The 13419-nt window shown below is 38.5% G+C and carries 14 protein-coding genes; 13 read left to right on the top strand and 1 reads right to left on the bottom strand.

Features of this window, described 5'->3' with window-relative positions; translation table 11 throughout:
- Positions 1-49 precede the first annotated feature (49 nt).
- Positions 50-1105 carry a radical SAM family heme chaperone HemW gene (gene hemW / locus ACLHDG_RS11665; protein ID WP_415406411.1) on the bottom strand — a complete coding sequence of 352 codons (1056 nt, stop codon included), beginning with the start codon at positions 1103-1105 and terminating at the stop codon, positions 50-52.
- Positions 1106-1286: 181 nt separating this feature from the next.
- On the opposite strand from hemW, the gene ACLHDG_RS11660 reads away from it, so the two are divergent.
- The 13 genes from ACLHDG_RS11660 to cmoA all read left to right on the top strand — a co-directional run bounded on the left by ACLHDG_RS11660 (position 1287) and on the right by cmoA (position 13400).
- Positions 1287-1760, top strand: coding sequence for an RNA pyrophosphohydrolase (locus ACLHDG_RS11660; protein ID WP_415406410.1), 474 nt, complete (start codon positions 1287-1289; stop codon positions 1758-1760).
- Positions 1760-2965: an aspartate kinase gene (locus tag ACLHDG_RS11655; protein WP_415406409.1), complete on the top strand. Its 1206-nt coding sequence runs from the start codon at positions 1760-1762 to the stop codon at positions 2963-2965. The genes ACLHDG_RS11660 and ACLHDG_RS11655 overlap by 1 nt, the downstream gene beginning before the upstream one ends.
- 4 nt (positions 2966-2969) lie before the next feature.
- A complete protein-coding gene (locus ACLHDG_RS11650; RefSeq protein WP_415406408.1) occupies positions 2970-3518 on the top strand; it encodes a HobA family DNA replication regulator in 549 nt (182 codons plus the stop codon).
- The gene (locus tag ACLHDG_RS11645) at positions 3515-4129 is read left to right on the top strand and encodes a DNA polymerase III subunit delta' (RefSeq protein WP_415406407.1); all 615 of its coding nucleotides are present in this window, start codon (positions 3515-3517) and stop codon (positions 4127-4129) included. Before ACLHDG_RS11650 ends, ACLHDG_RS11645 begins: the two co-directional genes overlap by 4 nt.
- 192 nt (positions 4130-4321) lie before the next feature.
- Positions 4322-5461, top strand: coding sequence for a dihydropteroate synthase (folP, locus tag ACLHDG_RS11640; protein WP_415406406.1), 1140 nt, complete (start codon positions 4322-4324; stop codon positions 5459-5461).
- A gap of 31 nt (positions 5462-5492) precedes the next feature.
- Positions 5493-6113 (top strand): SanA/YdcF family protein, encoded by a 621-nt coding sequence (locus ACLHDG_RS11635; protein WP_415406405.1) that lies wholly within the window; start codon positions 5493-5495, stop codon positions 6111-6113.
- Positions 6110-8056 carry an NAD-dependent DNA ligase LigA gene (ligA, locus tag ACLHDG_RS11630; RefSeq protein ID WP_415406404.1) on the top strand — a complete coding sequence of 649 codons (1947 nt, stop codon included), beginning with the start codon at positions 6110-6112 and terminating at the stop codon, positions 8054-8056. Before ACLHDG_RS11635 ends, ligA begins: the two co-directional genes overlap by 4 nt.
- The gene (locus ACLHDG_RS11625) at positions 8053-8772 is read left to right on the top strand and encodes a TlyA family RNA methyltransferase (protein WP_415406403.1); all 720 of its coding nucleotides are present in this window, start codon (positions 8053-8055) and stop codon (positions 8770-8772) included. Before ligA ends, ACLHDG_RS11625 begins: the two co-directional genes overlap by 4 nt.
- 3 nt (positions 8773-8775) lie before the next feature.
- Positions 8776-9579 carry a bifunctional riboflavin kinase/FAD synthetase gene (locus ACLHDG_RS11620; protein WP_415406402.1) on the top strand — a complete coding sequence of 268 codons (804 nt, stop codon included), beginning with the start codon at positions 8776-8778 and terminating at the stop codon, positions 9577-9579.
- Positions 9576-10346: an alpha/beta hydrolase gene (locus ACLHDG_RS11615; protein WP_415406401.1), complete on the top strand. Its 771-nt coding sequence runs from the start codon at positions 9576-9578 to the stop codon at positions 10344-10346. The genes ACLHDG_RS11620 and ACLHDG_RS11615 overlap by 4 nt, the downstream gene beginning before the upstream one ends.
- Before the next feature lie 51 nt (positions 10347-10397).
- Positions 10398-11183 (top strand): alpha/beta hydrolase, encoded by a 786-nt coding sequence (locus ACLHDG_RS11610; protein WP_415406400.1) that lies wholly within the window; start codon positions 10398-10400, stop codon positions 11181-11183.
- Positions 11184-11286: 103 nt separating this feature from the next.
- Complete coding sequence (locus ACLHDG_RS11605; RefSeq protein ID WP_415406399.1) at positions 11287-12645, top strand: FAD-dependent oxidoreductase; 1359 nt, start codon at positions 11287-11289, stop codon at positions 12643-12645.
- Between the two features lie 44 nt (positions 12646-12689).
- The gene (gene cmoA / locus ACLHDG_RS11600) at positions 12690-13400 is read left to right on the top strand and encodes a carboxy-S-adenosyl-L-methionine synthase CmoA (RefSeq protein WP_415406398.1); all 711 of its coding nucleotides are present in this window, start codon (positions 12690-12692) and stop codon (positions 13398-13400) included.
- The last annotated feature ends 19 nt before the right edge of the window (positions 13401-13419 follow it).

Genomic DNA, 13419 nt, shown 5'->3' with positions numbered 1-13419 from the left:
GTAATTTAATTGATGTATTTTAGCAAATTATTCTAAAGGATAGCCATACCTATCCTAGAATGTAGAGTGCCAATTCATCACTTAGAAAGAAATTATCATTGTAATAGTGTGTATTATCACAGCTAAGTTTATTTTCTTTACAAAGTATTTGAGCTTTCTCGATCATTTTTTCTGACAAAAGAGATTTTTGAATACCAATGCTGCTTCGTAGACCCAAAAAGATCTTTTCAGTAAGTAATTCGTCTTGACTGAGTGTCTCTTCGGTGATATTTAGCGGATCGCTGATATACAACTCAATATTTGTTTGTGGATAATACCTGGTATCTTTTAAAAAACCTACAGCACCTGCACCGGCTCCTATATAATCTTCCAGTTCCCAATATCCTTTATTATGTCTGCTTTGGTAGCTTCCAAAGTTTGAGATCTCATAATGTGTAAATCCGCGTTTTTTTATCTCACCAGCTACAAAAAAAGCAAGATCTTCATTTTCTTGTCTTACTTCGGGCGTGGTTGAAAATTTGGTACCGTCTTCTATGGTAAGTTCATAGGCTGAAATATGGTCTATAGGCAAAGTAAAAGCCTTTTTTATGTCATTCATCAGTAGTGTTTGTGTATCACCTTGATAGTTGTAGATAAGATCAAGTGAAAGGTGTTCAAAACCTATCTCTTTAGCATAGATGATAGCCTCTTTAGCCTGTTGTGGGGTGTGTGCCCTATTGAGTGCTTTAAGCTTGTTGCTATCAAAGCTTTGTACGCCAAAACTCACTCGATTGACACCAAGACTTTTCATTCCTTTTAGCCATTCTTTGGTAGCAGAGTTGGGATTGGCTTCAGTTGTGATCTCTGCATCATTCTGTAGATAGGGTTCTAATAATTTGAAAATAGGTTTATAAAGTTCAGGGTCTACAGTAGAAGGTGTACCTCCTCCTATAAATAGTGTTTTGATCTGTTCCTTCCCTGCATTAAATCGTTTTAATTCAAAAGAGAGTTGTCTCTGAAGTGCTTGCATATACTTGCTACGGGTATCAAATTTATCGACATAAGAGTTGAAACTGCAATAGTGACATTTAGAATCACAATAAGGTATATGAAGATAGACTAACAAATTCAACTCCTTTTTTAATTATTTCTCACATCATATGAGCAAAGCCCACATGATATTCAGTCACTAAAGCTTTGCCTTTGGCGAGAAAGAGTTATTTTAACTCTTTTCAAATGGCTATAACCGTATTTTAGATAAAATCATATCAGAAAAATTAAAAATTATTAGTAAAACGAGTAATATAATGCAAAACAAAAAGAGCTATAGGCCAAATGTTGCTGCAATTATACTCTCTTCCAAATATCCGGATAAGTGTGAGTTTTTTGTGGCACACCGAAGTGATATCAAAAATGCATGGCAATTTCCTCAAGGGGGTATCGATAAGGGAGAAACACCTTACGAAGCACTTCATAGGGAACTGCTAGAGGAAATCGGTTGTAATGATGTAGAAGTTTTAGGAGAGTTCCCGGAGTGGATCACTTATGACTTCCCAAAAGTTGCAAGAGGAAAGGTGTATCCTTTTGACGGGCAAACCCAAAAATATTTTTTGGTACGTCTTAAAGAAGATGCAGTGATCGACTTACAAGCCTATGATATTCCAGAGTTTGAAGAGTATGAGTTTGTAGCATATGAACATTTATTTAAAAAGGTGACTTACTTTAAGCGTAGAGTATACCGTAGAGTGATCGATTATTTTATAGAAGAGGGTTTAATTTAATGTTAGTTGTCCATAAATATGGTGGTACAAGTGTTGGAGATGTGGAGCGTATAGAGAACGTAACCAATCGTGTGGCAAAAGCAAGAGAAGCAGGTAATGATGTGGTTGTGGTTGTCTCAGCAATGAGTGGTGAGACCAATAAACTCATAGGATATGCACATCATTTTACAAAAGAACCTGCAAAAAAAGAGATGGATATGCTTCTTAGTTCTGGAGAGAGAGTGACAGCAGCACTGCTTGCTATCTCCCTACAATCCAGAGGTTATGATGCCGTAGCAATGACAGGTCGTGGGGCAGGTATTGTCACAGATGATACGCATACCTATGCACGTATTATGTCCATAGATCCTACTGCGATGCATAATGCGATAAAAGAGGGAAAGATCGTTATTGTGGCAGGTTTCCAGGGGATCAATAAAAATGGTTCAGTGACTACACTGGGGCGTGGGGGTTCAGACCTTTCTGCCGTTGCTTTAGCAGGTGCACTTAAAGCAGATCAGTGTGAGATCTACTCAGATGTAGATGGTATCTATACGACAGATCCACGCATAGAACCCAATGCAAAGAAACTTGATACTATTTCGTATGATGAGATGCTTGAACTCTCTTCATTGGGAGCAAAAGTATTACAAAGCCGCTCAGTAGAACTGGCAAAAAAACTGAATGTTAAATTGTATGCTAAAAGTAGTTTTAGCGATAATGAAGGTACGCTTATCACAAAGGAGAGCAATAGTATGGAAGAAGTATTAGTCAGTGGTATTGTCCTTGACAAAAACCAAGCAAGAGTGACACTTAGAGGTGTTTCAGACAGACCGGGTATTGCAGCAGAGATCTTTACGATGTTGGCAGAAGCAAACATCAATGTTGATATGATCATCCAAAATATGGGAACAGATGGGTCAACGAACCTTGGCTTTACTGTACCACACAGTGATCATGAAGATGCAAAAAAACTTATGGCAGGTTTTGATCATGATATAGAAGGTATGGATTTTGATGAGCATGTGTGTAAAGTCTCAGTAGTAGGTGTAGGGATGAAATCCCACTCCGGTGTAGCAGCTACAGCTTTTACCGAAATGGCTAAAAACAATATCAATATTCAAATGATCTCAACCTCTGAGATCAAAGTTTCTATGGTGATAGATGAGAAGTATGGAGAACTTGCTATTCGTACATTGCATGAAGCTTACGGGCTAGACAAGTAAAGTTATGCAACAACTCTTAAAGTGGACACTCGAAACCATACGTGAAGAAGAGTCCTGCTTCTCATGGATGGAAGAGTATCGTTATGAGTGGGCTCCTCTTGTGAAGAGTGCTACCACTCAGGTACTTGAGGGGAAGACTGTACTTGTTATTACAGATGAACCGCGTAAGTGGTTTGGTAAATATATTTTAAATGCTATTAATGATTTGCATAAAAATAGACCGCTTTTACCTTTTTATCAGCTCACGGAGGCTTTTCCAAACTTGCAGGGTATTCGCTCTACTCAAGAGATACAAATGCTGGAAGATATGTTAGATATCTCTTATCCGAACGGATACTGTATTTGGTACATTGGCAGAGGGGATCATCCTTATACAAAATTAGCCTATAGAAATGATGATAACTTTTTATGGGTGATGGATGAAGAAGTGCAAAACAGCTTTGCATTACGTAGTTCAGACCCTCTTTTAGATATCAAACTGTTGCAGCTTTATAAACTTTTTGACATGACCATCTCCGCATCTCTTTTTGGTGATCTAGATCTAGAATCATGAGATTAATTAGTCAAGTTATCATCACGAGTGACATAGAAGGTACGATAGCTAAACTTGAAGTGTCAAAAACAACGGAACGTTTTGTTAAGATCGTCAAAGAAGATACTTTTTTGGTTGAAGATGCAAAACTAGCTATAGAAAAAGCTTACATGGCAAGTGAAGAGACGACAGTTATCATCCTTGCCGCTAAAACATTTTCTCCTATAGTACAAAATAAACTCCTAAAAGTCATAGAAGAGCCTCCACCTAAAAAAGAGTTCATTCTCCTTACCCAAAGCAAGGCAACCATACTAGACACTATACGTTCACGGTTACCTATCACAGTACTTAGTGAAGAGAGAGAAGAAGAGGTGTTGGGGTTAGAACTGAGACAACTCTCTTTAGCTACAGTGTATGAGTTTATACAAGCACATAAACGTACCGATGCTAAAGCAATGAAACTTTTAGTAGAACGCATCAGCAAAGAGGCTATCCGTTCACAAGGTTATGATTTGGATGAAAAAACCCTTATACTGTTTTCAAATGCATTTCTTGCATTGGATGTAGGATCTCCTCCTCAGTTTGTGTTAAATACTTTGCTTTTGAAACTTTTAGCAAGAAAAAAACGATAAAATATCTATAATGTTCATCATAAGAAGTATATGGTTTGTTCAATTGCCTTTTGTTTCTATTGAGGCGTTGTTTCTCTCTTCATTTTTTTAGAAAAAACGAAGCAAAAAATCGTCATGGCTCTCGAATCGCTTTGCTTACAAGGGCGTTCACCATGACAGAGGCACACTCCGTGTGATTTATAAAGGGTTGATATGTATATCTATAAACTTGGAAACTTTGCAGATAAGAAAGCTGCACTCAAAGCATTAGGTGTAGAGAGTGGTGGTGTAAGCATTATGGCAAAGAAGATGGAACTTCTTTACTTCTTCATTAAAGACCTCAAAACACCTGCAGCAAATATACTCAAACAAGATGCTTTAAGCATCGGTGCGGAGCTTGCTGTTCCTGGTGGTGTGATACTCTGTGAGAAACCTGCTTATGATTGTATCTTGATAGGGACGAAAAAGCACATGGAACTGCTTTCCCGTAAAGAATTGGCACAGCCTTTTGGACTTAAAACTGTTGCTGCAGAACTTAAAAAATTCCTCTCAACATCGAACTATCCAACACAGATCATGGGTGTGATCAATGCCAATGATGACAGTTTTTTTGAAGAGAGTAGATTTATTGCAGATGATGCTGTTACTCAATGTGAAAAGATGATAGAAGAGGGTGCATCCATCATTGACATCGGCGCAGTCTCTTCTCGTCCTGGAGCAGATGTGGTAAGTGCACATAAAGAATTGGAACGGATGAAACCTATTTGTGACATGATCTATGCTGAGAAGTTATATGAAAAGGCTACTTTTTCTGTAGATAGCTACACTCCGGACGTTGTTGAATATGCACTGAATAGAGGTTTCACTCTGATCAATGACATCACAGGTGCAAGTAATGATGACATTATCAAACTAGCTGTAAAGCATAAGGCTAAACTTTGCATTATGCATATGCAGGGAACACCACAAATTATGCAAAAAAACCCTCAGTATGAAGATGTCATGCTTGAGGTAAGTGCATTTTTTGAAGAGCGTATCGCTAAGTGTGAAGCTTTAGGACTATCTCGAGAAAATATCATTCTTGATGTAGGTATAGGATTTGGAAAAACCTTAGAACATAACCTTACCCTGATCAAAAACGTAACACACTTTACGTACTTTGGATGTGAAGTACTTATCGGTGCGAGTAGAAAATCTATGATAGATAAGATCGTCCCTACACTCACAGAAGATCGTTTACCGGGGACTTTGGCTATACATTTGAAAGCTGTAGAGAATGGAGCCAGCATCGTTCGCTGTCATGATGTGAAAGAGCATCAGCAGGCTTTAACAGTTTTGGAAGCAATGTTGTAAGGTAGTGATGAGGACTGTAAAATGGCTTTTTTTGATTGTTATAGTTACTATAGCGGCACTTATTTTCATAGATACCTACATCTCAAAACAAGCAGAACCAGATCTTTATAGTAATATTAAAAAAGTTCCAGCAAAAAAAGCTGCATTGGTACTTGGTACGGCTAAGTATATAGCTAAAGGCAAAAAAAACTACTTTTATACCTATCGTATACGTAGTACAGCACAGCTTTTTAGATCAGGAAAAGTTAAAGCCATAGTCGTCTCTGGTGATAATAGTACAAAGTATTATGATGAGACAACAAGAATGCAAAAAGACCTTATAAAAGCAGGGATACCAAGTAGATACATTACATTGGATTATGCAGGGTTTAGAACGTTGGATTCTGTGGTGAGGGCTGAAGCGATTTTTGACCTAAAAGACTATATAATCGTCTCTCAGAAATTTCATCTGGAACGTGCATTGTTCATAGCAAAAGCCAAAGGGCAGAAAGTCATAGGTTTTATGGCTAAAGATATCCCGGGAACTGCTGCTGCGTATAGGATGAAGTTAAGAGAGTATTTGGCTAGAGCGAAAGCTTTTTTAGATGTATATATTTTACATACCGAACCGAAGTTTTATGGAAAAAAAGTGAAAGTAATTTATAAGAAATGACAAACGAACAATACCAAGAAAAAATACAGATCCTTAAAAAATGGGCATATGCCTACTACGTGGTTGACAACCCCATAGCTACAGATGAAGAGTATGACAAGCTTTATCATGAAGTGTTAGATTATGAAACAGCAAATCCCTCTGAAGTGGCTGAGGATTCACCTACAAAGCGTGTGGGTGGTGTAGTACGTGATGAGTTTTCCAAAGCGAAGCATATCAAACGTATGTGGAGTATGGAAGATGTGTTTACTACAAATGAAGTGCAAGAGTGGTTAGACCGAACGGTAAAAAACGTAGGAGATTGTACGTATTTTTGTGAGCCTAAGTTTGATGGTGCCAGTATGAATCTACTTTATGAAGATGGTAAGCTGGTTCGTGCCATTACACGTGGTGACGGTGCTGTAGGTGAAGAGGTGACAGACAATGTGCGTACCATCCGTTCTGTGCCTCTTAGCATAGAGTATGAGGGACTCATAGAGATACGTGGTGAAGTGGTCATTCGTAAAGATGATTTTGAAGCTATCAACAAAGAGAGACTGGAAGAGGGGGAACAATCTTTTGCAAACCCTCGTAATGCTGCTGCAGGAAGTTTAAGACAGTTAGATTCTTCTGTGACGGCTAAAAGAAGATTGGTTTTTTACCCTTGGGGTTTGGGTGAAAATAGTTTGGAAGAGTCAAAGCTCTCTGAGAAGATGGACTTTGTCTATGAGTTAGGATTTTTAGAGCCTCCACATGCTCAGGAGTGTAATGGCATTGAAGAGATAGAAGCTTTTTACCATAATTTAATCTCTCTACGAGATGAGATACCGATGATAATGGATGGTATGGTCATTAAAGTTGATGAGGTGAACTTACAAGAAGACTTAGGCTATACCGTTAAAGTACCTAAATGGATGTGTGCATATAAGTTCCCTGCTGTAGAAAAAGTCACTAAAGTCAATGCTATTACTTTGCAGGTAGGCAGAACGGGAGTCATCACCCCTGTAGCAGAAGTGGAACCGGTTGAAGTAGAAGGTGCCATCATAGCACGTGCAACATTGCATAACTTTGATGAGATAGAACGTAAGGGGCTGATGATAGGTGACTCTGTCATACTTATCCGTTCAGGTGATGTCATCCCTAAGATCACTAAAGTGTTAGATGACAGACGTGATGGGTCAGAGGTGGAGATAATAAGACCGACTGAGTGTCCGACCTGTGGAAGTGAAGTGCTCGATGAAGGCACACTCATAAAGTGCCAAAACCTGGATTGCCCAGACAGGGTAGTAAACTCCATCATTCATTTTGCTAAAAAAGGCTGTATGAACATAGATGGCCTTGGTTCTAAGATAGTCGAGATACTTGTAAAAGAGCATAAAATTGAAGATATTTTAGGGTTGTATCATTTGAAATTTGAAGATTTAGAAGGATTAGAAGGTTTCAAGGAGAAACGTATCTCTAAACTTCTACAAGCCATAGCAGATACAAAAGGTGTACCTCTATACAGACTTATCTCTGCCATGGGCATAGAACACATAGGTGAAGTGGCAAGCAAATCATTGGCTTTAGAGTTTGGACTTTCTATTGTTGATGCTACACTTGAAGAAATTGTAGCTATAGACGGCTTAGGTGAAGAGATGGCAAATTCTTTGTTAGAGTTTATGCGTGTGAATTATGACTTTGTTCTGAAACTCTTTGAAGAGATACAACCTACAGTGGAAGAAAAAGTAGAAGCTGTTGAAAATCCGTTTAAGGACAAAACGGTGGTATTGACCGGATCTATGTCTGTAAGTCGCGGAATTGTCAAAGAGATGTTGGAAAAATTAGGTGCAAAAGTGAGTGGTTCGGTGAGTAAAAAAACGGACTATGTCATTTATGGTGAAGATGCCGGATCTAAGCTGACTAAGGCTGAAAGTTTGGGTGTGAATACACTTACTGAAGATGAGATGAGGGAGATGTTGTGAGACTAGATAAATACCTGGTAGAAGAGGGTTACTTTGAGAGTCGTAATCGTGCACATGATGCAATAAAAGCAGGACAGGTTACTGTGGATGGAAAGAAGCCTAAGCCTTCTGCTAAGATAGATGAAAACTCACTTGTTGAAGTAGCTGATGAGAAGTTTTATGTCAGTCGTGCGGCTCGTAAGCTGGAGAATTTCTTAGCTGAATATGCTATAGATTTTAAAGACAAAATTGCTTTAGACATAGGTTCCAGTACAGGTGGCTTTGCTCAGATAGTACTGGAAAATGGTGTTGCATCACTTTCTTGTGTTGATGTGGGAAGTGACCAACTGCACATCTCTTTGCGAGAGAATGAGAAAGTTTCTTTGTATGAAGAGACAGACATTCGTGAGTTTGAAAGTGATAAAGCTTTTGAAGTGATCACTTGTGATGTTTCTTTCATTTCTATATTGCAAATTATGAACGATATAGATAGACTTGCAAAGGTAGGTGCAGATATAGTTATACTTTACAAACCACAGTTTGAGGTGGGTAAAGATGTGAAGCGTGACTCTAAAGGTGTAGTCCAGGATATTGATGCTATCGCTAGACGCAAAGAAGCATTTGAATCCGAAGCTAATAAGTTAGGTTGGGAACTTAAATATCAGGCACTTTCACAAGTGACAGGTAAAGAAGGCAACCAAGAGTATCTTTATCATTTCGTAAAGAGTGGAGCTTAGACATTGCAGATACATAATGACATTAAAGCCATAGCCATAGGCTCTTTTGATGGCTTACATATTGCACATAAAACACTCATAAACAAAGTGGATGCTATTGTGATCATAGAACGAAATGGCGGCTACTTGACACCTGGGTACAAACGTTCATTTCATACCGATAAACTTTGCTGTTTTTACCATTTTGATAAAGTGAAATCACTTAGCCCCGAAGCATTTGTAAATAAACTGAAAGTTGATTTTCCTTCTCTTGAAAAGATAGTTGTAGGCTATGACTTTCATTTTGGTAAAGGTAAGGCAGGGAATGCAGAGATGCTTCAAGCATTGTGTGATAGAGAAGTGATTGTTGTAGATGAAGTGAGCATAGAAGGTATACCTGTTCACTCCCGTACTATCAAAGCATACTTGCAGGAAGGCAAGATAGAGATGGCAAATAAGCTACTAGGTAGAAGGTATTGTATAGATGGTGAAGTGATTGCGGGACAGGGACTTGGTAAAAAAGAACTTGTCCCTACCCTCAATCTTCATGTAGATCATTACCAACTTCCTTTAGAAGGTGTTTATGCTACACGAACCAAGATCGGGGAGGAGTGGCTAAGCTCTGTGAGTTTTTTAGGGCATCGTGTGACTACAGATGGCTCTTATGCTGTTGAAACACATGTGATTGACAAAGATATTGGTGAAGTAAGTGGTACAGTTTCGATCGAGTTTGTATCATTTATTCGTGAAAATCAGAAGTTTTATGGATTGGATGTGCTAAAAAAACAAATTCAAGATGATATAGGTATAGCTAAAAAGATAGTATGAAGAAAATAATTAAAAAGATTAGTATCTTATTGCTTATTGGATATGTAGGAATGGGGTTATTCCTCTATGTTAATCAGAGAGATTTTCTCTATTTTCCTACACCTGATACAGTCACTTCATACAATACTATGACACTTCAAAATGAAGGAGTATCTATCAATGTCATCATTTTGAACGAAGGGTATGAGAATGCCATACTTTATTTTGGAGGCAATGCAGAGTCTATGGCACAAAGTAGTGACTATATCGCACAACAATTTCCTACATTTACAGTCTATCTGATGGATTACAGAGGCTACGGAGGCAGTACCGGAGAGCCTACAGAAAAAGGACTTTATAGTGATGCTTTGAAGCTTTATGATGCCATTAAACCGAAGCATGACCGTATCTCCATAGGGGGGCGTAGTTTAGGTTCCGGCATAGCAACTTATGTTGCAGCCCATAGAGAAGTCTCTAAACTGGCACTCATTACTCCTTTTGACAGCATAGTAAATGTTGCACATGGCAGATACCCTATCTATCCCGTATCACTTTTGCTGCATGATAAATATGACTCTGAGAGTAGAACAAAAGAGATCAAAGCAAAAACATTTATAGTTATGGCACAAAATGATAGAATTATTACAAGAGAACGTTCACAACAACTTATAGATGCTTTTGACCCTTTGCAGCTAGAAGTGACAATAATCGAAAATAGAGGGCATAATGATATCTCTTCAGATGCTAAATATTATAAGATAATGCAAGATTTCATAGGTGAAGGGTAAGACTGATTTGTTACTTTTTACTAAGAATATAATTTACGATAAAATGATGATATGAAAAATTTTCTAATGGCCTTTATCAAATTAGTACTGTTTGTATATATAACATTTGGAATTTTACTTTTTATAAATCAAAGAGATATTCTTTATGCTCCCACTGCTAAAACAAATCATGTATTTGATGAAGTCATTTTCCATAATGACAAAGAATCTATCAGTGTTATCGTAGTGAATGATAAAAAAGAGAAAGCCATACTCTACTTTGGAGGTAATGGTGACACAATTGCACGTAGTGCTTTTGCCTTTGATAGATTTTTCCCTGATCATACAGTCTATCTTGTGAACTACAGAGGATATGGAGGAAGCAGTGGTGAACCAAGTGAAAAAGGTATATACTCTGATGCCCTTGCCATTTTTGATCAGATCAGATCCAAACATAATGATATTTCTGTGCTTGGCCGAAGTTTAGGGAGCGGTGTGTCTACCTATTTAGCATCTAAAAGAGAGTTTGAAAAATTGGTATTGATCACACCGTATGATAGTGCACAGAGTATGGTGCAAGAGAGATTTCCTATGTATCCCATGTCCATACTGCTCAAGGATAAATATGATTCTGTTGGCAGAGTTAAAGACATTAAATCAAAAACATTAATCCTGATCGCTGGAGATGATAATGTGATCCTAATGAAGCATACCAAACAACTTATAGAAGCATTTCCCTCCTTAAAAGTGGAGGTGAAGATCATTGAAGGTGTTGGACATAACACTATATTACGTGATGATCGTTATTATCATGCTTTGCAGAAGTTTATGCAAGCTCATTATTCCCATACCAAGTAAATGACTGATATAAGAGGGTATTTATAAGGGAAAACAAGCATACAATTACGTTGATGGGTGTAAAATAGGGAACTAATAAAGAAATAAACATAAAGAAGAAACAATGAAAAAAGTTCAATGTGATGTATTGGTTATCGGTGGTGGACCAGCTGGTAGTATAACGGCTATTACTGCCAAGGGGCACAATCCGGAAAAAGAGATCCTTCTTATCCGTGAAGATAAAGAGCAGCTTGTACCTTGCGCCATACCCTATGTGTTTGGAGATATTCTGGGAAGTACCGAAAAAAATGTTGCTTCCTGCGCACCGGTGGAAAATACAGGTGTTACGACGATGGTCGGTGTTGTAGATGAGGTGAGTATTGAGAATAAAAAAGCCTATACAAAAGATGTGCAAATAAGTTTTGACAAATTGGTGTTTGCAACCGGTTCAATACCCTTTGTCCGTCCCACGATGAGTGAAGCGGCCAAACTTGAAGGAGTGTTTACAATACCCAAAAGCAAAGTAAAGATCGATCAGCTTAAAGCTTATGTCGATACGAAACAGCGGATCACCATCGTCGGCTCCGGGTTTATCGGGGTTGAAATTGGTCTGGAGTTTGCCAAATCGGGAAAAGAAGTAACGATCATCGATGGTGCAGAGCATATGCTCAATACTGCATTTGACGTAGAATTGGCAAACCAGGCTGAAGAGCTGGCAAAAAAAGTTGGTATTACACTGGAACTCGGGAATTATGTTGATTCCATCGAAGAAGAGGACGGTGTTGTAACGGGGGTGGAGCTCAGTGGAGGCAAAGTGATCAAAAGTGAAGTCGTTATCCTGGCAACAGGTTATAAACCTGACACTGATCTGGCAAAAAAAGCCGGATTGAAACTTGCGCGATACGGTGGTATATGGGTAGATGAGTATATGCGTACCAGAAATCATGATATCTTTGCGGTTGGTGATTGTGCGGCAAGGCGTGATTTCATTACCCGTGAACCATCCAAGGTGATGCTTGCATCCACATCGGTTGCTGAAGCACGAGCAGCCGGTAGTTCGCTCTATAAACTTAAATATATCAAAGGCTTTAATGGTACGATAGCCATCTTTTCAACGGTGATCCTGGATAGAGCCTTTGCATCTGCAGGTATTACGGAAGTGCAGGCCAAGATACAGAACCTTGATATTGTTACAGGAACATTTGAAGGGATGAACCGCCATCCGGCCACAATCCCTGATGCTGTAAAACAATCTGTAAAACTCATCGCCATGAATCATAGCGGAAGGATCATAGGAGGCCAGATCACCGGTGGACCGGAAGTGGGAGAGCTGATCAATATTATCGGTCTGCTCATTGAGGAAAAGGTTTCAGTTTATTCTCTGATGTCTCTTCAGGTCGCCACCCATCCACTCCTGACAGCAGCCCCGACCAACTATCCGATCGTCAAAGCGGCAGAGATCATCAGTAAAAAAATGGATTAGACTTTTGATGGAAGAAATTATGAATAGAAGGTGTAGTTACGGCAATGAATAAAGATAAAGTATTTAAAGAACCCATAGAAAAAATGTTTGAATTCGATGAAGCTGTGGCTTCTGTTTTTGATGATATGTTGAGTCGTTCTGTGCCCTTTTATGATGAGGTACGAAAATTGGTTATCTCATTGATATTGGCAGAGCAGGCTGATGGTAAAAAAGTACTTGATCTTGGTTCTTCTACGGCAAAATTTCTACTTGATCTGCATAGTAAGATGGATACAAAGATGCAACTTAAAGGCTTAGATAATTCTCAAGCAATGTTAGACAGAGCAGAGCAAAAATGTCAGGCTTTTGGTGCGGATATAACATTGGAATTTGCAGATATGCTTACTTATGATTATGAGAATGAAGATGTGGTGGTTGCTAACTACACCCTGCAGTTTATCCGTCCTATGCAGCGTTTGGAACTTGTAAAGAAGATTTATGACGGGATGAATGATGATGGAGTATTTATCTTTTCAGAGAAAGTTGTTTTTAATGACAAGAAGCTTGATAAACAGATGATAGACATCTATTATGAGTATAAAAAAGAGCAGGGCTACAGTGAATATGAGATAGCACAAAAGAGAGAAGCCTTGGAAAATGTACTTATCCCTTTTACCATAAAAGAAAATATACAGATGTGTAAAGATGCCGGTTTTAAAAATGTTGAGACTGTTTTTCAATGGGCAAACTTTGTGACTTTTGTTATCAAAAAGTAACTTTATTATTGTATAGCCC

The organism is Sulfurovum iocasae (genome assembly GCF_047716765.1).
Lineage (GTDB): Bacteria > Campylobacterota > Campylobacteria > Campylobacterales > Sulfurovaceae > Sulfurovum.
This window is presented reverse-complemented; position numbering and strand designations above follow the sequence as displayed.

Excerpts from the sequence above, each read along its gene's own strand:
- ACLHDG_RS11660 (WP_415406410.1), top strand. The coding sequence starts at position 1,287 with ATGCAAAACAAAAAGAGCTATAGGCCAAATGTTGCTGCAATTATACTC.
- ACLHDG_RS11655 (WP_415406409.1), top strand. The coding sequence starts at position 1,760 with ATGTTAGTTGTCCATAAATATGGTGGTACAAGTGTTGGAGATGTGGAG.
- ACLHDG_RS11650 (WP_415406408.1), top strand. The coding sequence starts at position 2,970 with ATGCAACAACTCTTAAAGTGGACACTCGAAACCATACGTGAAGAAGAG.
- ACLHDG_RS11645 (WP_415406407.1), top strand. The coding sequence starts at position 3,515 with ATGAGATTAATTAGTCAAGTTATCATCACGAGTGACATAGAAGGTACG.
- folP (WP_415406406.1), top strand. The coding sequence starts at position 4,322 with ATGTATATCTATAAACTTGGAAACTTTGCAGATAAGAAAGCTGCACTC.
- ligA (WP_415406404.1), top strand. The coding sequence starts at position 6,110 with ATGACAAACGAACAATACCAAGAAAAAATACAGATCCTTAAAAAATGG.
- ACLHDG_RS11615 (WP_415406401.1), top strand. The coding sequence starts at position 9,576 with ATGAAGAAAATAATTAAAAAGATTAGTATCTTATTGCTTATTGGATAT.
- ACLHDG_RS11610 (WP_415406400.1), top strand. The coding sequence starts at position 10,398 with ATGAAAAATTTTCTAATGGCCTTTATCAAATTAGTACTGTTTGTATAT.
- ACLHDG_RS11605 (WP_415406399.1), top strand. The coding sequence starts at position 11,287 with ATGAAAAAAGTTCAATGTGATGTATTGGTTATCGGTGGTGGACCAGCT.
- cmoA (WP_415406398.1), top strand. The coding sequence starts at position 12,690 with ATGAATAAAGATAAAGTATTTAAAGAACCCATAGAAAAAATGTTTGAA.